The sequence below is a fragment of the Paenibacillus sp. RRE4 genome (assembly GCF_031844205.1).
Taxonomy (GTDB): Bacteria; Bacillota; Bacilli; order Paenibacillales; family Paenibacillaceae; genus Paenibacillus; species Paenibacillus xylanexedens_B.
The window spans coordinates 1,109,237-1,128,890 of record NZ_JAUZUT010000001.1 but is presented as its reverse complement, the minus strand read 5'-3'; the positions used below and the strand labels follow the sequence as shown (position 1 = coordinate 1,128,890).

The following is a 19,654-nucleotide window of genomic DNA, read 5'->3' as shown; positions in this document are numbered from 1 at the left end:
TTTTTTGTCTCTTCGTCTTTCTTCGTTCTCTAGTATTCGCAACGTTCCCTACACTCTCACACTCCGCGCTTGATTGCCTGGATATACACACTTTCTCCTTCAAAGCTGAGAATTTCACCCTGCTCTTTCTCCACGATATTAAAATAACTTCTCACCTTTTCCGTCGCATGTAGCAATCTTGCTTCAAGCTCCAGCCGCCCTTCTCCAAAGAGGGATGCACGTGTGCACCAATCATCAAAATGAAATTTTTTTGCAAAAGAAACCATCGTTTCAACCCGATACCCCATACGTTCAAAAAGTCCGATCCATTCTGTTTTCCGCCATGCCCGAACATGACTTGGGTCACGCCACTTCTCTATGTCGTTATAAAAGTGATCGAGTTCATCCTGCTCCGGAGCCACATTGTCAATGAACAGTAATCGGCCATCAGGTTTGGTTACTCGATAAGCCTCAGAAGCAAACGAGGATACATCCGGAAAATGATGCGCTGCAATCCGGCAGGTCACCAACTCAAAGCTGTTGTCCGGAAAAGGTATATGCTCTGCATCTCCCGTTACAAAATCCACATTTTCATGACCATTGCTCTGGATAAAACGTGCAGCCACCTCTAACATCCCTTCAGTCAGATCGAGGGCTGTCACGCGACTTACCAGCGGAGCAAGCGCATTCGCCACATGTCCTCCACCCGTTGCAATATCCAGCACATTCATATGTTCTGCCACCTGAGATGATGCAACGAGCAACGCAAGGTCCTCACCTCGTGCATGAATTGCACTTGTGACATAATGCTCGGCATTCTGAGAAAATTGCTTCCGAATCTGATTTTTGATCTGATCCCTCTCCATTTTGATTCCTCCTCTTTCTCTTGGACATAGCTTACGGATATATGCTTGATTTTACTTTCCGTCACTTCTTCATTTCTAAAGTTCCATCTAGTGAAACTTAGTTTCATTAATTATATACATTCATCATACCATACCCCCTATCCTAACGAAACAAGAAACACAAAAAAGCACCCCTCCACCGAAATTATGCAGTGGAGAGATGCCTGGAGTTGATAATCGTTTCACCATGGGTACAGCAAGTTCACCTGAACTTGCATTAACCTATTTTATTATTTCACCAGTGTAGGTGATTTCTTCCACAATCCCAGAATGAGACCTGAGATGACAGAGCCAATCGCAACAGCAAGCAGGAAGAGCAATGCATGGTTAGCCAGTGCCGCTACGAAAATACCACCATGGGGAGCTGGAACGTTAATGCTCCACAGCTGTGTAAGTCCACCTGCTACCGCAGAACCAATAATACAGGAGGTCAGTACACGAAGCGGGTCAGCCGCTGCAAATGGAATTGCACCTTCTGTAATGAACGAAAGACCGAGCACATAGTTTGTCAAACCGGATTTGCGTTCTTGTTCCGTGAATTTGGATTTGAAGAACGTTGTTGCAAGTGCAATCGCCAGCGGAGGAGCCATACCGCCTGCCATAACCGCCGCCATCCATGCACCGTCTGTATTTCCGCTGGATGTGAATACACCAATCGCAAAGGTATAAGCCGCTTTGTTAAACGGACCACCCATATCAATCGCCATCATACCGCCGAGCAACAGGCCAAGCAATACTTTGTTACCTGTACCCAGATTACCAAGTGCATCAACAAGCCATGTGTTCAAAGCTCCGAAAACCGGATCAAAAATGTAATAAGCAATCGTACCAACGATCAGCAAACCAAGCACTGGATAGAGCAGGATCGGTTTCAAGCCGTCAATGGCTTTTGGCAGACCCTTCAATGCTTTACGCAGACCAATGACAACATAACCCGCGAGGAAACCGGCAGCCAGACCGCCAAGGAAACCGGCGTTAGAGCTCACTGCCATCAATCCACCGACCATACCAGGCATCAGTGCTGGACGATCACCGATACTCATCGCGATAAATCCGGCAAGTACAGGAATCAGGAAGTGGAACGCACCTGTTCCTCCACCAATCGTTTGCAGCAATTGTACAATCGGATTGTCAGGACTTGCAAGTTGTTCAAACAAGAAGGAGATGGCGAGCAGAATACCTCCGCCGACAACGAATGGCAGCATGTGTGAAATCCCGTTCATCAAATCTTTGTAAATTTTGCTTCCCACGCTTATCTTGCTATCGCCTGCACCTTCATCGCTCGCTTTTCCACCTTGGCTACGATAAATCGGTGCATCGCCGTTAACCGCCTTGCGGATCAGTTCTTCGGATTTACGAATACCGTCACTTACGGGTCTTTGCAACACAGGTTTACCGTCAAAACGAGCCATCTCTACATTTTTATCAGCAGCGATGATAACACCTTTGGCACGAGCGATCTCGTCGGCAGTCAATACGTTTTGTGCGCCTTCGGAACCGTTGGTCTCAACACGTATATTGATGCCCATTTCTTGGGCTTTTTTCTTCAAAGCATCCTCTGCCATAAATGTATGAGCGATACCTGTTGGACATGCTGTAACAGCAACAACGAAATCTTCTGTATTTGCGTTTCCAACAATGACACCGGAGTTGTTTTTCACGTTGTTAGCACTACTTTCAGTCGAAGATGCTTGTGCTTCTTTCTCTAGTTTCGCTTTCTCTTTCATTGCTTCTTTCTCTGCAGCTTCCGCTTGCTTCGCATCAAACAAAGCGCTAACTTCTTGAGGTGTATTGGTGTTCATCAGCTCAGCGATGAAATCGCTGTCAACGAGCAACCTTGAAAGAGCCGCTAATGTGCGGAGATGCGTATTGCCCGCGCCTTCTGGAGCTGCAATCATGAAGAAGATATGAGCAGGCTGGTCATCCAACGCTTCGAAGTCCAAACCCTGTTTACTTTTTGCAAAAACGACTGTTGGTTCATTGACCGCTTTGGTTTTTGCGTGTGGCATAGCAATACCGCCGCCGATGCCAGTGCTGGACTCGGCTTCTCTTTTGTAGATCATTTCTTTAAATAACGCTGGATCATTAATACGTCCACTCTGGTTAAGACTAGCAATCAGTTCGTCGATCACCTCGTCTTTGGTTGTTGCTTGCAGATCCATAATCATCGTTTCCTGGATCATTAAGTCAGTGATTTTCATCTTGGAACACTCCCTTAAGTTCGGTCGGCCTGCACATGGGGCAGGCCTTATATCAGTTATTCAAGGTAATTAAGGTAATTAAAGCGTTGTAATCGTCACTTGATTACGCAATTCGTCAATAAACTCACGTGTAGCGAGGTCATCCGAGAAGGCTGTCGCACTGCCGGAAGCTACCCCTGTACGGAATGCTTCAAGCAAGTCTCCTTGTAACACATAGGTACCAACAAATCCGCCAATCATCGAATCACCGGCACCAACGGAATTTTTCACAGTGCCTTTAGGTACGGTTGCGTGATAGACATTCGTCTCGGTGATGAACAATGCTCCTTCTCCAGCCATGGAGATCAACACATGTTTGGCACCTGCTTCGAGCAATTTACGTCCGTAAGAAACCAATTCTTCACGTGTTTCAATGGTTACGCCAAACAATTCAGCTAGTTCATGATGGTTCGGCTTCACCAGTAGCGGCTGATGAACGAGTGCTTGCATCAGAGCAGGCCCTGTTGTATCAATCACGAACTCGGCTTCTGTCTGTTTACATACATGAATGAGACGATCATAGAAATCTGTACCAAGTGATGGCGGAACGCTACCAGAGAGAACAACGATATCTCCTTTTTGCAAAGAAGATAGTTTATTTAATAATTGCTCGGCCTCTTCTGTACGAATCGCTGGTCCAAGACCGTTAATTTCTGTCTCATCCCCATGCTTCAGCTTGATGTTAATGCGAGTATCATCTGCAATGGTAACAAAATCCGTTTGAATCGCATCTTCCTGCAACTTGTCATTAATAAAACGTCCCGTGAATCCACCCAAAAATCCGATAGCTGTGTTCGCAGCACCGAGTTGATTCAGAATCCTGGAAACGTTAATGCCTTTCCCGCCAGGTAATTTCAAATCCCGATTCATGCGGTTAAGCCCGCCAAGCTTCAAATCGTTTACTTCGACGATGTAATCAATGGACGGGTTGAGTGTTATCGTATATATCATCGCTATCCCTCAATTATTTTAGTTTTCTGGGTGATTACTGCACGCCAATGTTCAGGCATTCGCTCCGTAATCAAATCTGCCTCCTCCAAATCAAACAATTTGGCAAAAGTAATATCCCCGATTTTGCTGGAATCAGCCAGCACATAGGATTTCCCTGACAATTGATGTGCACGCCTCTTAATCAAGGCTTCCTCTGGATCAGGAGTTGTATACCCCATTTCCGGATCTACTCCGTTACTTCCTAGAAAACACTTGTCAAAACGGAAATTATCCATGTTCTGTAGCGCGATACTGCCGATCACCGCTTTGGTATGAATTTTCATCATGCCACCCAGCAAGTAACTGCGAATTCGTTTGCTTACCAGCGCCTCCACATGGGATAGTCCATTGGTGACCACGGTTACATCCCTGGCTTCGATAAAAGGGATCATAGCGAGTGTTGTTGTGCCTGCATCCAGATAAATGCACTCTCCATTCTGGATTTCCTGCGCTGCCAGGCGGGCAATCACTGTCTTCTGTTGAATGTTTTTGAACGTTTTTTCCTCCATACCTGGTTCTAATGACTTTTCATTTACCAGTGAAGCACCACCATGAATACGTTTGAGCATCTGACGGCTTTCCAGATCAATCAAATCTCTTCTAATCGTGGATTCAGAAACACCCAACACATCAACCAGCTCTTGCAACTTCACAATTCCCTGTAAATGTAAGCGCTCTACAATTGCAGCATATCGTTCTTCAGTCAGCATATGCATTCCTCCAACTGCTTCTATAGTATCATAAATTCCGTAAAAAACAATCATTTTCATTCAAAATAATTTAAAAACCTTCAAAAACTTTCACTGTTCGACTTATTTTCTTGTCCAAGTGTCCCTATCCAATAATCCCTAGCACGCTTCTGATAACCTAGTCCCTGCAACGGAGAGGTGATGACTTCAATGTCAGACCGTACGATCAAACGACGGAAAACCTGTGTGTTACATCCAACCAAAGAATCTTCACGCCCGCGTTCGGGCTGGATTTCCTTCAATTGGAGCGGTTACCCAAAAAGAAAAACAACTCATCCCTATAGGCGGATTTCTGCTGATTGGACCGTACTGTCGTCTGAATGGCCGCCCTCCTGCCTTCTGTACCAGAGATAAAGGAATCCTGATTCAGGGCCAGCGTATTCTATCGATTCCGGATCTCCCAATTGTCGCAGAGATAGATTTGTAGTTCGTCGTGCTCATTAAGACTTGTCATTAAAAATCCTGCAACAACCGCCGCTTCTGGTGGCAGTGCTGCAGGATTTTGACGTTTTTGTATAATAGGGCGTATTTCTACAATAACTCCGTGCTTTCCACTTCCGGCTTGGGTTTGAGCCATTTACCTTCTTCGTTGATAAAAGCACCCTTGAATCTTCCCATCTCCAGTTGCTCGATGAGCTTTTCCTCATCCGTTGCCAGTATCTCAATTAACTGTTCTAAGGTGTAATATTCATCTGGATCATAATCAATCAAGATGGGTACAGCGGTGTCATATAATTCACGGATCAGATTCTCGAAAGAAAGTCGCCCAAGATTGGGCATCTGCCGATAGAGCTGTAATGGCTGAGAGACCATATTACGGAATGATTTGTTCTCAAGATTCATCCACAACGTGTTACAGGCTTGCACACTCATGTAATTTTGCTCTACATCATAGAACTGTACTTCCTCAATTTTCATAAACTTCTCTTGAAAAGCTACAATTTTGGTTAGAGGTACATTACGTACACGTGATGCTTTTTTCACATGAGCCCTGAATTGCTCATAATTCATTTGTTTTATTTGTTTCTTTTGTTCCATTTGTTATCCCTGCCTTTAACATGATCCAAACGACATTTTACAATAAATCGACACCGAGTGTAAGTCACAATGTAAAAAAACAAAAAAAACGTACAGCATCTCCTGCTGCACGAAATAATTTATAGGATTGCCTCAGCCAAGAACGGGGCGTTTCACCCATGTCTCCGTAAATTCCAGCTCATTGTAATCATAAAACCCACGAAGTGTCTCCTCCCGGTCATCGAGGAACAATTGATCGGCTATACCTGCAACCAGTTTGGGGATGGCACTTCTGGTGCCCGATATCGCTGAAGCAGACAGCCCACAACTGGCCAGAGCAGAATAATTGAATATAAACAAACCATGCAGTAGCGTTTTTCCCTGTTCACTTTTACTGGTCATTGCAAATCCAGCGCTTAAAAAAGGGTGTGCATCAAGTAGCGCATTCCGAACTTCCAGCGGGGCTTCGTAACAATCTTGCCAGCGAGCAATGTGCTGTTCCACGAGTTGCAGTTCAGGACGAAGAGCGGGATCGCTGAGCAGACCTGTACTTACAATAAGAAAATCAAACGTATAACTTCCATGTGCCGTTTCAACCTTTGCTCCTTGATTCGTAGCTTGCACGCTTAACCACGGTGAATCCAGATGTAGCTCGAATCCAGGCCAACATGCGGCCCGGTTGAACGTATCATTGGTAGGTGGCTGATTATATTTGAAAAAGTGAGATATCACCTGATACTTATCAGCCATAGGTAAAGCGTGAAACCGCTCGATCATGCCGGATTGTTCCATTTGACGAATCGGATTGACTCGTGGTAATTGTTCACGTCTGACAAAAACATGAGCTTCAGCCACACCTGAGGCTAGCGCGTGGTTTGCATTATCAAAAGCCGATGCACCACCGCCGAGCACTGCAACCTTTTTTCCTTTTAACCGTTCAAAGTCAATTTTTTCTGAGGTATGGGCATACAATTCTCGCGGCAGATGATCTGAGATTAGTGAGGGTACATGCCACTCACCGCCTCCTTGAATACCGGTTGCAAGCACAACTTTCCGAGCCAAAATCAGCTTTTCACGAGTTCCTTTTTCTTTTACATGCAGACGATGGATTCCATCCTGCCCAGGTTCAATCAGATTCAACTTAACTTCGTTCTGTACAGGAAGGTCCAGCACTTCCCGATACCAACGTAAATAATTCATCCAGTCCCCGCGCGGGATTTTATCGATCTGCTGCCATCCCTCAACACCCTCCTGAGCCTCCCACCATGCACGAAACGTCAGCGATGGAATCCCTAGATCAATAGAAGTTAGGTGCTTCGGCGTCCGCAACGTTACCATACGTGCATAAGTTTCCCATGGCCCTTCTTGCCCTGCCACATTTTCGTCGATGATCAGAATATTCGAGATCCGTTCGCGCAAAAGTCCAAATGCAGCCCCAAGGCCGCTCTGTCCACCGCCTACAACAACAACATCATAGACATGCCCCTCTGCATGCCCTGTTGTACGAACCCAGCTGGTACCTCCAAAACATAGATAAGCTAAATCTTGCTTCACACGTTCATTCAAAGCTTCGAGGCCCATACTTCATCAACCCTTTCATAATCTATCTAGAGCAGGCTTCGTTGCATTCATACACACTCATCTCCAGGTTACTTTGCAATATCCGAATAGAATTAGCGTTATTATATGAGTTGAAATCCGGTAGGGGAAGCTAACAGAAACGTAATTGTCATTCAACCTAAAAAAGTTGGGTATACTTGTTTCCCTATACTAAAGAAAATTAGTTTGTTTAAAATTTGCGCTGAGATACTTTTTATTCAATGAAGATAACGGGAGAGCATACAAAAAGACAGACTCAGATCTGCTCCAAGCCTGTTTTTCTATGACTACCCGTTATTGTACTTTTGCCAAATTATCTATTTGCCTCTTACATCACATTTTAAATAGGCGTGCCTAAGTCATCTGATGAACAGACCAGAAAATCCCGTTCGTCGCACCGCTACCTAAGTTGAGTGAAATGGTCAGGCCGTTCGCAGCGTAGAACAGCCCGATGACGTCACCTGCATTTAAAGCCACTTCCACCGCTAAGGTAACAGAACTGCTACCGAGCACAGCTCTAAGGGTGAGCAACGTAACAGCTACATTCAGAACGGGCAACAGTCCGCTCACTAATGTTGTGACGGTTGGCGATGTTCTCTGAACCAGAAAAGCCGGATTTACTCCTGCACCCAGAGAAAGAGCAATGGCTGCGGTTGTTGCATAGTTAATTGTGGCTTCAATTGAATACCTTCCTGTCGTTGGAATCGTATAATTCCCTGTTGTTGCATTAAAATTAGGACTAGTATAGAACGGACTGGCTGTCGACCAGTTTGTTAATTGTGTACTTGTAGACGTAGTCAGATTGGCGAGAAAAGCCGAAAATCCTTCGGTTGCAAAATTAGGACCAGTCGCTCCTGTGGGTCCCGTTGCTCCAGCTGTGCCCGTGGCTCCGGTGGCTCCTGCCGTGCCCGTCACTCCTGTGGCTCCGGTAACTCCTGCCGTGCCTGTCGCTCCTGTTACTCCGGTGACTCCTGCCGTGCCTGTGGCACCTGTGGCTCCGGTGACTCCTGCCGTACCTGTCGCGCCTGTGGCTCCGGTGACTCCTGCCGTACCTGTCGCGCCTGTGGCTCCGGTGACTCCTGCCGTACCTGTCGCACCTGTGGCTCCGGTTGCTCCTGCCGTACCTGTCGCACCTGTGGCTCCGGTTGCTCCTGCCGTGCCTGTCGCTCCCGTTACTCCGGTGACTCCTGCCGTGCCTGTCGCACCTGTAACTCCGGTGACTCCTGCCGTGCCCGTCGCACCCGTGGTTCCGGCCAACCCAGTAACTCCGGTTGTGCCTGTTGCCCCTGTGACTCCAGTTACCCCAGTAACCCCGGTTGGTCCTGTTGCTCCAGTCCCTCCCGTGACCCCACTCGTTCCCGTCGCACCCGTTACCCCAGCGACTCCAGTAACCCCGGTTGCACCTGTCGCACCAGTCTCTCCCGTGAATCCAGTCGATCCTGTCACACCTGTTGCTCCGGCATCTCCAGTAACTCCGGTTGGACCTGTTCCCCCAGTCTCTCCCGTAACTCCAGTCGCTCCGGTCGCACCCGTGAGTCCAACCTCTCCAGTTACACCGGTTGTGCCGGTTGGACCTGTTGCCCCTGTTTCTCCCGTAACTCCAGTCGGTCCGGTCTCACCCGTGGCCCCGACCTCTCCAGTTACACCGGTTGCACCTGTTACCCCTGTCTCTCCAGTGACTCCACTCGGTCCGGTCACACCCGTTACTCCGGCCTCTCCAGTAACCCCGGTTGCTCCTGTCGCACCAGTCTCTCCCGTGATCCCAGTTGTTCCTGTCGCACCCGTGGCTCCAGCCAACCCAGTGACTCCGGTTGTGCCTGTTGACCCTATGACTCCAGTTACACCTGTTGCTCCTGTCGCACCAGTCTCTCCCGTGACTCCACTCGGTCCGGTCACACCCGTTACTCCGGCCTCTCCAGTAACCCCAGTTGCTCCTGTTGCGCCAGTTGCTCCTGTGACTCCAGTCAGTCCGGTCGCACCCGTAGCTCCGACCTCTCCAGTAACTCCAGTTGGACCTGTCGCCCCTGTCTCTCCAGTGACCCCAGCCGGTCCAGTCGCACCCGTGGCTCCGACCTCTCCAGTAACTCCAGTTGGACCTGTCGCCCCTGTCTCTCCTGTAACTCCAGTAGTGCCTGTTACGCCAGTCTCTCCAGTGACCCCAGTCGATCCAGTCGCACCCGTGGCTCCAGACTCTCCAGTTACCCCAGTGGCTCCTGTAGCTCCTGTTTCTCCTGTAATTCCAGTCGTTCCGGTTGCTCCGGTCGCACCCGTGGTTCCGACCGACCCAGTAACTCCGGTTGTACCTGTTGACCCAGTCTCTCCCGTTAATCCAGTCGGTCCGGTCGCACCCGTTGCTCCGGCCTCTCCAGTACCCCCGGTTACGCCTGTCGCACCAGTCTCTCCCGTAACTCCCGTCGCTCCGGTAGCACCTGTTACTCCGGTCAACCCAATAACCCCGGTTGCTCCTGTTGCCCCGGTCCCTCCTGTGACTCCAGTTGTTCCGGTCGTACCCGTGGCTCCGATCGCTCCAGTAACCCCGGTTGCTCCTGTTGCTCCTGTAACTCCAGTCGGTCCCGTCGCACCCGTGGCTCCGGCCAACCCTGTAACTCCGGTTGCTCCTGTAGCTCCTGTTTCTCCAGTTGCGCCTGTTTCTCCAGTCTCTCCCGTGACTCCAGTTGTTCCGGTCGCACCCGTTACTCCTGCCTCTCCAGTTACCCCGGTTGCTCCTGTTGCACCAGTTTCTCCTGTAATTCCAGTTACTCCAGTCGCACCCGTTGCCCCGACCTCTCCAATTACCCCGGTTGCTCCTGTTGCCCCAGTTGTTCCGGTCACACCCGTTACTCCTGCCTCTCCAGTACCCCCGGTTGCTCCTGTCGCACCAGTCTCTCCTGTAACTCCAGTTGTTCCGGTAGCACCCATGGCCCCGGCTAACCCAGTAACCCCGGTAGTGCCTGTTACGCCAGTTTCTCCCGTGATCCCAGTTGTTCCTGTTACACCCGTTTCTCCTGTAACTCCGATAGCACCTGTTGCCCCTGTTTCTCCTGTAAGTCCAGTCGGTCCGGTTACACCCGTTACCCCGGTTACACCAGTGGCTCCATTATCTCCTCTTAGTCCCATCTTTCCTCGAAAGCCTCTCGGCCCCCTAAGATATAGAGGGACACATCTTTTCTTCTTTTTAACTTTATGTTTATTTTTTCTACGAGATTTTCTTTTTTTTACTAACATCAACCTTACTTTTGACTTCTTTTGACCGTTACGTCGTGCTCTGCTAGTTAAAGATAACTTACGCTCTTGTTTGGATGCACCACTCACAAAACAACCCTCCCTTACATAAAAGTACTTATCCGCTGTTGTATTCATATACTTTATGTCTAAGACTGGCTATGTGAGCCGCCTAATTCACAGGGATTCATTGATTTTGGAGCGCCCTTGCCCTAACGCAAAAAACAGCTACCTTCGGAGAGTAAATACACCGACTGTAACTGTATTTTTTATAAACCAAGTTCTTTAATCATCACGATTTCAAAAGCATGCGCCATCGCGATTCTGAATCTAGTTTTGGACAAGTGTTACAATAGCCATGGGCAGAACTGCCGCTACCCACTTGATACGCCAGACAGCAATACCTGCGGATCAGAAACGGAGGACCCTCCCATTCCGGATGTTCAAAGCGTTGCAACCGAGTCGAAAATGTATTATTCGTCGATTCCTCTAGCCATACTTGTACATCATCCTTAATGAGCTCAAGACGCTTATCCGTCTTCCATATGGCGTGATCTTCAATTATCTGTGTAAGCAACTGTTGTACATTATGTGCCACCAGTGCATGCATAACCCTTGTGCTTGCTCCTGTTGCCGCAGCAACGGATTGGAAAATACGTTCCAAGTGCAGCTGCAAACTATCCCGTAGCATACTAATTTCTGTCCTGCGCTGAGCCAAAACCTCACTAGTGGAATCTATATTAGTCCCACTCCCCAGTCCTGAACCATTATCTATACTTCTTTCCAACCGAGTCTCATAGCGCATCCCGCCCGTGCCATTCAATTCGAATCGTACAACATCATCCTCGATATTCAGAAGAGTATCGTATAGACTGCAAGCTGAGATTACAGCCATAACCCATACCGAATATCGCTTGGCAAAAAGGGTACCTACCGCCACACTTCCTGTGCCGCCTAGATCAAGTCCTTGTTGTAAGGCTTGTTGGTGTAATATCAAGCCTCTCTTCTCATCATGTAGCAAATCACTGACAGCAAAAGCATATGTGGAGTTCTCATCTGCTCCACGAATACTCGTCACCAAAGAAGTTTCCAATGCTGCCAACATCTCTGAACACCCATGCTCCGAATAACGTACCATCTATTGAATCATATCTTTAATTTCATTTAATATTTCGCTTCGTCCTATAGCTCCCCATCCTTTAAACAACCAGAAGGAGTCGGTTTGATAGACCTGGTCAGCCCCAACAGCCGGAACGCTTTTCCAAAGTGAGCTTTCTTTCATCTTACTTAAATAGTCCTGGGCATTGGGATCGGCTTCGAGCACAACATAATTGGCATCGATATCTGCTATCTTCTCCATAGACAGATCTTCACGTTGTTCATCAGGGGTCACAGCGGAAGGTTCAAACCCAAGATCATGATACAAAAGTGTATTCGTCGGGTGACCTGTTGCCGCATAAATCTGCAGGTTCTTCTCCCTTACTCTTAGATAAGCCAGTTTTTTCTGACCCAACTGTTGTATTTCAGCTTTAAGTTGATCGGCTTGTAGCTCTACTTCCGCGATTTTTTCTTTAGCCAGATCAACCTTATTGTACATTCCAGCAATAGTCAGTAAATCTTGAGTCCAATACTCTGTATCGCCGTTGTAATCCATCCACTCGTCACCTAATACAATCGTAGGAGCGATTTTCTCCAACTGATCATATGAATTTTCAGCTGTTCGACTCTCAATTACAATCACATCCGGATCAATCTGAACAATAGCTTCAAGATTGGGACTATCTGCCGAACCTACCGTTGGAACCCCTTGAAGCTGATCTGCCAGATAAGGCAAGTAATCTCCACCGTAGCGTATTTCTACATTAACACCAGCAGGTTTCTCACCAATGGTAAGCATGTGATCAATGTAAGCAGCAGATAACACAACCATACGCTCTATTTTTTTTGGTACAACCGAAGTTCCTTTCAGGTGTTGAATGGTTTGTGTGCCTTTATCTTCAGACGCTGTGTCCTGTTTCGGAGATGTTCCATGTGAAGCTTCAGTCGTTGTCTTGCCACATGCCGCCAGAACGAGCACGAGCAGGGACAACATAATCATATAGGCTGTTCTCTGTCTTAGCATTTCGTTTTAATTCCCCTTTTCCACTTAATAATAATAATCATTATCATTATGGTAGGGAAAAGCAAACAAGCTTTCCATGGATTATTCCACTCTCTTTACGTGTAAAATATCACCCTAAGGCAACGCCAAGCTGCTTGGCTACATACTTCATAGCCCTTACACGCCCGGTTGGACCCAGCGTTTGGAAGAAAATATCCCCTGCATCATAAACACGGCCTTCCTGCACAGCCTTCGATGTTATCCATCCATCAGATTTCAACAAACGTTGAAATTGAGTTCTCGCTTCTGCTGTCGGATCCACCATAACAAATAGATGATCCGCATCGTATAGCTGCACATCATGGATGTTCATCTCCACAGCCCACTGTTCGCTTGGGTAATTCTCTGGCATATGAAATCCCATATCATCATACAGCAAGGAACCGGTCTGATTATGCAATCCATACATCCGATAGAATTCTGAGGAAACGCGGATAAACATTGCCGACTGCTTTCCCCATTCGGAGTGAATACGATTTTGAAAAACATGGCTTAAATCCGCATGCTGTTCAATCCAACGAATAGCATATTCATTCCGTCCCAATATATCCGCCATATAAAGCAGACTTTCGCCTACTTGATTCGTGTGTTTAAGGATTGCTGTAGGAGCAATATGATGCAGTGATTCGTTTGGCTCCATACGGTCACTCGTAATGATTAAATCTGGCTGCAATCCCTTCAATTTATCATAGTTCTGACCGGAGCTGTCCAGAATAAGTTCTTGAGGAGAATCGGCTTGATGTGCAGGCATAAGGGTAGGATGAGTCACTCTTTGAACATAAGATAAAGCAGACACAGGTTTCAACCCGAGTGTTAGAACAACATCATCCAGCCCATAGTATAATGTTGCAATACGGCTAACTTTATTTTTCATATACAATGTTGGAGCAACACCTTCATTTTTCTTGAACACCCGGCTGAAATAGTGCTCGTCCCTGTATCCTACCTGCTCCGCGATGATCTTGATCTTGTCTGTAGAAAACAATAGCTGTTTGGCCTTCGTCATCCGTTGTTTCTGGATATAATCCATCGGTGTCATCCCAAATTGACGTTTGAATGTTCTTATAAAATGATTCACACTAAGCCCTGCCAGACGGGCCATGTCATGCATTCGAATGTCCTTCGTATAGTGGTGTGTCATATAATCTATGGCCAAGTTCATTCCAACCTGAGGTTGAACCAAGGGTTTAACAGAAGTCATCAACTGAATTAGCAGCTGGTGCACAAGATACTTCTTGCCTATGTTTTCCGATTCTGCCGCAGTGAAGCTTTTATACATTAATCGATCCATTCTTTCTTGAATATCCCGCCTATTGGATGAAAATTCAAGCTTGCCTGTAACGGGAAAATCAAACGGCTTCGTGTGCCAAACATTGTGTGTTCGGACAAGTTCCACACCGGAAAATAAAATGAGCTGAACTCGGACAGTGACTTCTATATCTGTTTGTAACTCCACGTGCATGCCTGGACTAAGCACAAACCAATCGTCACAGGACAACGTATACATTACGTTATCAATTGTCAAAATCCCTGTGCCATCCATTATTCTGCATACGGCGAATCTTCTCCATATCCTGTGTTGTGACTCCCCTGGTTTACACACGTAATGGCAGATGTGAATAGAAGAAAAATATAGTCGCTCCAGCCTTTTCATCCAGTCTGTTCTTTTCATGAGAACTCCCTCTCCATAGGGCAAGCCCTACTTCTCACCAAATTAATAATTTACTTTTTGCTTTCTACTAGCAAAACCCGACTCATTATTTTTTATTATAGTCTAGATGATAATAATTCTCAATAAAACTCATGCTGGGTTAAATTAGACTTTTAGGGACAACCTATACTAATCCTTCTTTATGAATATCCGCGTTAAGGTATTTAAAAAATCCTTTTTTTCTTTCTTCCAACCTGTTGCATTATGATAAATGACATGTTATATTAATTGAGCCATCAATGATTGACGTATCAACTATTGATCCATCAACGATTGAGAGAGCTACAGAATCATGAAGCAATGGCATTGTATACTGGCAACTTTAATTATTTGTTAACATACGCCGTTGTTGATTGGATTCACCCGGGAGGTCTAGTCATGACACGTATGGTTTCCAAAGAAGAGCAGATCATTAATCTGCTGAATGTGCTGGGGAACAAAATCAGTCCCAAGTTTGAACGCTGTACCGGGATCAGTTCCTCTCGCTTTGAAATTCTGCACGAGCTGGATCAGGTAGATGAGATCAACCAATCCATGCTCCAGAAGATCATTAACATCGACAGTGCAGCAATCACACGCCACCTGAAACAACTTGAAGCGGACCAGATGGTTACAAGACGTAAAAATCCTGAGGATAATCGGGTAACTTTTGTTCGTCTAACGGATCATGGGCGCAAACAGATTGAAGGATATAAAACAGAGAAAACCAACTTTATTCATCAGATTCTGGATGGTTTCAGTGAAGAGGAGATTCAGGCACTGGCCGATTTCTTGGAACGTATGCAAAACAATTTTTAAACCATATATAGAGGAGAGATTTCCATGTCTACAACACAAAGCAAATTCCAAAAAACAAATGATTTCAACGAAATTACGTACGGTCGTCGTTCCGTCAAATTGTATGATCCAGAAGTGAAAATCAGCCGTGAAGAAATGACTGAAATTTTGGCAGAAGCTTCCCGCGCTCCATCTTCCGTAAACATGCAACCTTGGCGTTTCCTTGTTGTTGATACACCTGAAGGCAAAGAAAAGCTCGCACCGCTTGCTAAATTCAATCAAAATCAAGTGCTGACTTCTGCCGCTGTAATCGGCGTGTTTATCGATATGAAGAATGGCGAGTACTTGGAAGAGATTTTCGGCAAAGCGGTAGAGCATGGATATATGCCTAAAGAAATCGCAGAACAACAAGTCAAAGTGGTTAAACCTTACTACGACAATATGCCTGCTTCCGATCTGCGTGACGTGAACCTGATCGATGCTGGCCTGGCTTCCATGCAATTGATGCTGGCTGCTCGTGCTCACGGTTACGATACAAACCCAATCGGCGGATACGAAAAAGCTCAAATCGCTGAAACGTTCGGCATGGATAAAGAGCGTTATCAACCGGTTATGCTGATCTCGATTGGTAAATCTGCTAAAGAAGGTCACCCATCTTACCGTCTGCCTGTAGATACAATCACTACATGGGCTTAAGCGAGTACGACAGCATTGATTATAAATTGCTCAAACTGCTATTTAAAGAGTGAAACACAGAGACGTTATGGTCTCATATTGATTAGCTCTATTTGAAAACAAACAACTATCTGGAGGTCACAACGATGATTATCATTCACGCCCATTTGCAAGTACAAGCCGCTCAAGAACAAGCTTTCCTGGCTGCTGCCAAAGAACTGATCGCTGCAACTCGTCAAGAAGAAGGAAACATCAGCTATGATCTGGTGAAAAGCACAGAACGTGAGCAAAGCTACACGATGATCGAGCTGTGGAAAGATGAGCCAGCAACCGCTGCTCACAACTCTAGTGCTCACTTCCAAGCGTTTGTTCAACAAGCTGCGGCATTCATGGCTGCACCAATGAACGTTGAAGTGTTTGCTGGCGAAGCTGTTAAACAATAATACACATACAAAGAACCGTTTGGATCTCACCTCATGGTGATTTTCAGACGGTTCTTTTACTTATGCATAAGCAGGATAAGACAATTGAATTTCCCATGTTCCTCCTGAAATGGTACAATGATTAAGGTGACATACATAATATTTCGGAGGTATATGCTGATGAAGATGAAAAAAGGACTGCTTTCAGGTTTCCTGGCTCTGGCTTTAACTTCCACTCTTCTTGTATCCACAAATGTAAGCGCAAACAATTCAACCGAAGCACGTTCTCCTTTCTCCTACTCCCTCGTGACCAAAGGTTATGATTGGGGTCCCGGTGTTTACAAGATTATTCTGGATACGGGCGTAGCCATTCAAGGAAATACACTGACCACAGACACCTTCAAGATCTTTGCGGAACGTAATTATCCAATGATTAATTTTCAAACGCAGCAAAAGTATGATGGCTCAGACAGCAGTAGCAGAACGATCGAGAGAGCCTACCTTTCGGACAAAGATGGCAACAAAACCTCCCTGTCCACAGGACAATATATTACGATGGAGATGAAAGTCCATCCCGATCTAATGACCACAAGTCCGTTTATGTTTGATCTGCAGTCATTTACCAACAAGTATGTCGACCTTCAATATACGATTGTTCAGCAAAAATCCCTTCAAGATACCATGGGCAATGCCGTTGAGCATTTGACCACAAGGCCAGACACCCCGCATACCATGATTGAACAAGGTGTTGACGTGTTTGATACATCCGGCAAATTCAGTTACAAGGACTCCAAGTTCGGTCAGATTCATTTAACGTATGCATCCTATATGCCGGAAACCAGCAAGAAAAAACCGTTGATCATCTGGCTTCATGGTGCCGGTGAAGGAGGCACTGATCCGAGAATCGCCCTGCTGGGTAATAAAGTGACGGCTTTAGCCGATGAATCGATCCAGAAGTATTTTGGTGATGCCGCTGTATTGGTGCCCCAGACTCCAACCTTCTGGATGAATGACGGAACCGGGCAATATACCAAAGACGGAAAGAGTATGTATACAAAATCGTTAACCGCGTTGATCAAACAATATGTGAAACAGCATGCGGCGGATATTGATACAGACCGAATCTACATTGGCGGTTGCTCCAATGGCGGATTTATGACTTTGAACATGTTGCTTGCGAACCCGGATTACTTTGCAGCTGCTTATCCTTCCGCAGAAGCTTACGAGGATCGTTTGTTGACCAAACAGGATATTGCCAAACTGAAGAATATTCCGATCTGGTTCACGGCGGCAGGGGCGGATCAGACGGTGGATACGTCCAAAACGTCAACAGCTACCTACAAACGCCTGATTGCCTCGGGAGCCAAAAACGCCCATTACTCCTATTTTGATAAGGTGCTGGATTTGAGTGGAGTATACACCAAAGGAAATGGCGATAACGCGCCATATGAGTATAATGGACACTGGTCCTGGATTCCTGTTTTAAACAATGATATTTCCAAAGACTTCAATGGTAAACCTGTGAAAATTAAAGGTAAAAACGTCACGCTTATGGAGTGGCTGGCTAACCAGAAAAAGTAACAGCCCAGAGCATGTCTACTTCGCAAGGAGCCGAAGAATGTTCCGTGAACACGTGAACAACTCGCTACGAATGTTCTTGAAGTCCACAAAGTGTTCTATACACCTGCAAGTAAGACTAATGAGATATTGCCCGGGAGCCGCACCAAGCGGCTCCTTTTCTGTTACATCCTTTTTTTCAATTTGACCAGTTCGATTTATCTGGCCCCCATTAGTCTTACTATAGGCCACGTGCCGGAGGAATGCTTTGCGGGTTATTGAACACATTTTTGGGATCGTATTTGGCTTTGACTCTGCGTAATCTTGCGTAGTTCGCCCCGTAATACACCGGACCTGAGCGTTTGATGCCTTGATCCGGTACATTAATGTAGGAACCGACGATGTAAGGCTGTAATTTTTGGCGTGTGTTACGCACAATGGCAATATTTTTGGCCGCCTGAGACGGTTTCGTCCAGGAGCTGTTCCATTCCACATAGAACTTGGCTTTACGCCAGTAGAATGCTGTGGAGGTAGGTGATTTACGACTGACAGCTCCGCCCCAGTTGAGGAAGAAGAATCCGGCGAACTCGCCTTCCACATTTTCCAGAAACGCTCGCATCGATTTGATCGCCCGATCTGGAAACGCCTTTCGTCCAAATCCGGAAGAAAATTGATTGCTGTATCTCTGAGTTAGTACAGGATCTGGTGGTAGAAGAAAAGTAACGGCTTCTGTGTAAGGCACTGAACGTATGATCGTCTGGGATGGTGTACCCGTGCTGGTCATCGGCTTTAATAAACGCAGTGCCTCGGATTTTGAACCCAGAAACAAACCTTCCATACTGACATTGCCACCCTTTTTCGGACCGATCGACAGCTCACTCCCGAGCCGGGTATCCACGGAAGGCGCCCACTTTTGCCAAACCTTGAGTACCTTCTCGAACTGAGCCCAAGGCCAGGTGATCCGATATACTGTCGCTCTGGCTGGTGCCCGGCGTACTTTAAATTTGTAACGGGTATACACTCCAAAGTTTCCTCCGCCACCACCCTGCGATGCCCAAAACAGATCTGCGTTACGATTTTTGTTCGCACGAATAATTTTCCCGTTTGCATCCACCATCTCGAATTCCAGCAGATTATCACTGATCAGACCAATCGTTCGTTGAAGAGGGCCGATCCCTCCCCCAAGCGTAATACCACCTATACCAACGGTTGGGCTATCCCCAAATGGAGCGATGAATCCCTGACGTGCGAGTGTATGAGCGATTCGCCCAACCCGATTGCCTGCTCCTACAACTACGGTTCCTGTTTTTTTGTTCAGCTTGATGGTATTCAGATCACTGACATCAATGACAATCCCGCCGTTCACCTGTGACAGATTAACCTCAAGCGCGTGTCTTCCACTTCGCGGCCGAATCGGTACATTGTTTTCACGAGCCCATCTGATGGCATTGGATACATCTTTCGTTTTTTGAGCAAAAACGAAGACTTTAGGAAACCTGTCGGTATGCGGGTCCCAGTTTTTACGTGCTGCCTCATACCCTGGATCTCCTTTAAAAATGACACGTCCGGTTAGTTTTGTTTTTGTGTTTGTTGTCAAACATCCCACTCCCAGCATTATTGATCGTTATAAAGCACTTCTGCACTAGGCAT

General features: G+C 46.5%; 15 protein-coding genes. 4 read left to right on the top strand and 11 right to left on the bottom strand.

Annotated features, from left to right (window positions below):
• Window positions 1–56 precede the first annotated feature (56 nt).
• From Q9R46_RS05185 to Q9R46_RS05140, 10 genes are all read right to left on the bottom strand, one after another.
• Entirely contained in the window at window positions 57–845 is a 789-nt protein-coding gene (locus Q9R46_RS05185) for a class I SAM-dependent methyltransferase (protein WP_311279200.1), read from the bottom strand.
• Window positions 846–1,114: 269 nt separating this feature from the next.
• On the bottom strand, window positions 1,115–3,085 hold the full coding sequence (locus Q9R46_RS05180; RefSeq protein WP_311279199.1) for a PTS fructose transporter subunit IIABC: 1,971 nt from the start codon (window positions 3,083–3,085) through the stop codon (window positions 1,115–1,117).
• 78 nt (window positions 3,086–3,163) lie between these two features.
• Complete coding sequence (pfkB, locus tag Q9R46_RS05175; protein WP_311279198.1) at window positions 3,164–4,075, bottom strand: 1-phosphofructokinase; 912 nt, start codon at window positions 4,073–4,075, stop codon at window positions 3,164–3,166.
• 2 nt (window positions 4,076–4,077) lie between these two features.
• A complete protein-coding gene (locus Q9R46_RS05170; protein ID WP_090920406.1) occupies window positions 4,078–4,824 on the bottom strand; it encodes a DeoR/GlpR family DNA-binding transcription regulator in 747 nt (248 codons plus the stop codon).
• Between the two features lie 570 nt (window positions 4,825–5,394).
• Window positions 5,395–5,901, bottom strand: coding sequence for a hypothetical protein (locus Q9R46_RS05165; protein ID WP_311279197.1), 507 nt, complete (start codon window positions 5,899–5,901; stop codon window positions 5,395–5,397).
• 132 nt (window positions 5,902–6,033) lie between these two features.
• The gene (locus Q9R46_RS05160; RefSeq protein ID WP_311279196.1) at window positions 6,034–7,461 is read right to left on the bottom strand and encodes an NAD(P)-binding domain-containing protein; all 1,428 of its coding nucleotides are present in this window, start codon (window positions 7,459–7,461) and stop codon (window positions 6,034–6,036) included.
• A gap of 372 nt (window positions 7,462–7,833) precedes the next feature.
• On the bottom strand, window positions 7,834–10,398 hold the full coding sequence (locus Q9R46_RS05155; RefSeq protein ID WP_397386363.1) for a beta strand repeat-containing protein: 2,565 nt from the start codon (window positions 10,396–10,398) through the stop codon (window positions 7,834–7,836).
• A 595-nt stretch (window positions 10,399–10,993) separates the two neighbouring features.
• Window positions 10,994–11,806, bottom strand: coding sequence for a (2Fe-2S)-binding protein (locus tag Q9R46_RS05150; RefSeq protein WP_311279195.1), 813 nt, complete (start codon window positions 11,804–11,806; stop codon window positions 10,994–10,996).
• 33 nt (window positions 11,807–11,839) lie between these two features.
• Window positions 11,840–12,823, bottom strand: a complete 984-nt coding sequence (locus Q9R46_RS05145; protein ID WP_311279194.1) for an ABC transporter substrate-binding protein — start codon at window positions 12,821–12,823, stop codon at window positions 11,840–11,842.
• Between the two features lie 109 nt (window positions 12,824–12,932).
• Window positions 12,933–14,534: an AraC family transcriptional regulator gene (locus Q9R46_RS05140; RefSeq protein WP_311279193.1), complete on the bottom strand. Its 1,602-nt coding sequence runs from the start codon at window positions 14,532–14,534 to the stop codon at window positions 12,933–12,935.
• A 417-nt stretch (window positions 14,535–14,951) separates the two neighbouring features.
• Between Q9R46_RS05140 and Q9R46_RS05135 the strand changes: the two genes are divergently transcribed.
• The 4 genes from Q9R46_RS05135 (at window position 14,952) to Q9R46_RS05120 (ending at window position 18,028) form a co-directional block, all read left to right on the top strand.
• The gene (locus Q9R46_RS05135; protein WP_311279192.1) at window positions 14,952–15,371 is read left to right on the top strand and encodes a MarR family winged helix-turn-helix transcriptional regulator; all 420 of its coding nucleotides are present in this window, start codon (window positions 14,952–14,954) and stop codon (window positions 15,369–15,371) included.
• 24 nt (window positions 15,372–15,395) lie between these two features.
• Complete coding sequence (locus Q9R46_RS05130; protein ID WP_311279191.1) at window positions 15,396–16,046, top strand: nitroreductase family protein; 651 nt, start codon at window positions 15,396–15,398, stop codon at window positions 16,044–16,046.
• 125 nt (window positions 16,047–16,171) lie between these two features.
• Complete coding sequence (locus Q9R46_RS05125) at window positions 16,172–16,468, top strand: putative quinol monooxygenase (RefSeq protein ID WP_145329247.1); 297 nt, start codon at window positions 16,172–16,174, stop codon at window positions 16,466–16,468.
• Between the two features lie 159 nt (window positions 16,469–16,627).
• The gene (locus Q9R46_RS05120) at window positions 16,628–18,028 is read left to right on the top strand and encodes a prolyl oligopeptidase family serine peptidase (protein ID WP_311279190.1); all 1,401 of its coding nucleotides are present in this window, start codon (window positions 16,628–16,630) and stop codon (window positions 18,026–18,028) included.
• Window positions 18,029–18,245: 217 nt separating this feature from the next.
• Here Q9R46_RS05120 and Q9R46_RS05115 read toward each other — a convergent pair whose 3' ends face one another.
• Window positions 18,246–19,601 (bottom strand): FAD-binding oxidoreductase, encoded by a 1,356-nt coding sequence (locus Q9R46_RS05115; RefSeq protein WP_311279189.1) that lies wholly within the window; start codon window positions 19,599–19,601, stop codon window positions 18,246–18,248.
• Window positions 19,602–19,654: the final 53 nt, after the last annotated feature.

Coding starts and splice junctions, on each gene's coding strand:
- Q9R46_RS05145 (WP_311279194.1), bottom strand. CDS start 12,823: ATGCTAAGACAGAGAACAGCCTATATGATTATGTTGTCCCTGCTCGTG.
- Q9R46_RS05135 (WP_311279192.1), top strand. CDS start 14,952: ATGACACGTATGGTTTCCAAAGAAGAGCAGATCATTAATCTGCTGAAT.
- Q9R46_RS05130 (WP_311279191.1), top strand. CDS start 15,396: ATGTCTACAACACAAAGCAAATTCCAAAAAACAAATGATTTCAACGAA.
- Q9R46_RS05150 (WP_311279195.1), bottom strand. CDS start 11,806: ATGTTGGCAGCATTGGAAACTTCTTTGGTGACGAGTATTCGTGGAGCA.
- Q9R46_RS05170 (WP_090920406.1), bottom strand. CDS start 4,824: ATGCTGACTGAAGAACGATATGCTGCAATTGTAGAGCGCTTACATTTA.
- Q9R46_RS05155 (WP_397386363.1), bottom strand. CDS start 10,398: ATGGGTGCTACCGGAACAACTGGAGTTACAGGAGAGACTGGTGCGACA.
- Q9R46_RS05180 (WP_311279199.1), bottom strand. CDS start 3,085: ATGAAAATCACTGACTTAATGATCCAGGAAACGATGATTATGGATCTG.
- Q9R46_RS05165 (WP_311279197.1), bottom strand. CDS start 5,901: ATGGAACAAAAGAAACAAATAAAACAAATGAATTATGAGCAATTCAGG.
- Q9R46_RS05140 (WP_311279193.1), bottom strand. CDS start 14,534: ATGAAAAGAACAGACTGGATGAAAAGGCTGGAGCGACTATATTTTTCT.
- Q9R46_RS05185 (WP_311279200.1), bottom strand. CDS start 845: ATGGAGAGGGATCAGATCAAAAATCAGATTCGGAAGCAATTTTCTCAG.
- Q9R46_RS05125 (WP_145329247.1), top strand. CDS start 16,172: ATGATTATCATTCACGCCCATTTGCAAGTACAAGCCGCTCAAGAACAA.
- pfkB (WP_311279198.1), bottom strand. CDS start 4,075: ATGATATATACGATAACACTCAACCCGTCCATTGATTACATCGTCGAA.
- Q9R46_RS05120 (WP_311279190.1), top strand. CDS start 16,628: ATGAAGATGAAAAAAGGACTGCTTTCAGGTTTCCTGGCTCTGGCTTTA.
- Q9R46_RS05160 (WP_311279196.1), bottom strand. CDS start 7,461: ATGGGCCTCGAAGCTTTGAATGAACGTGTGAAGCAAGATTTAGCTTAT.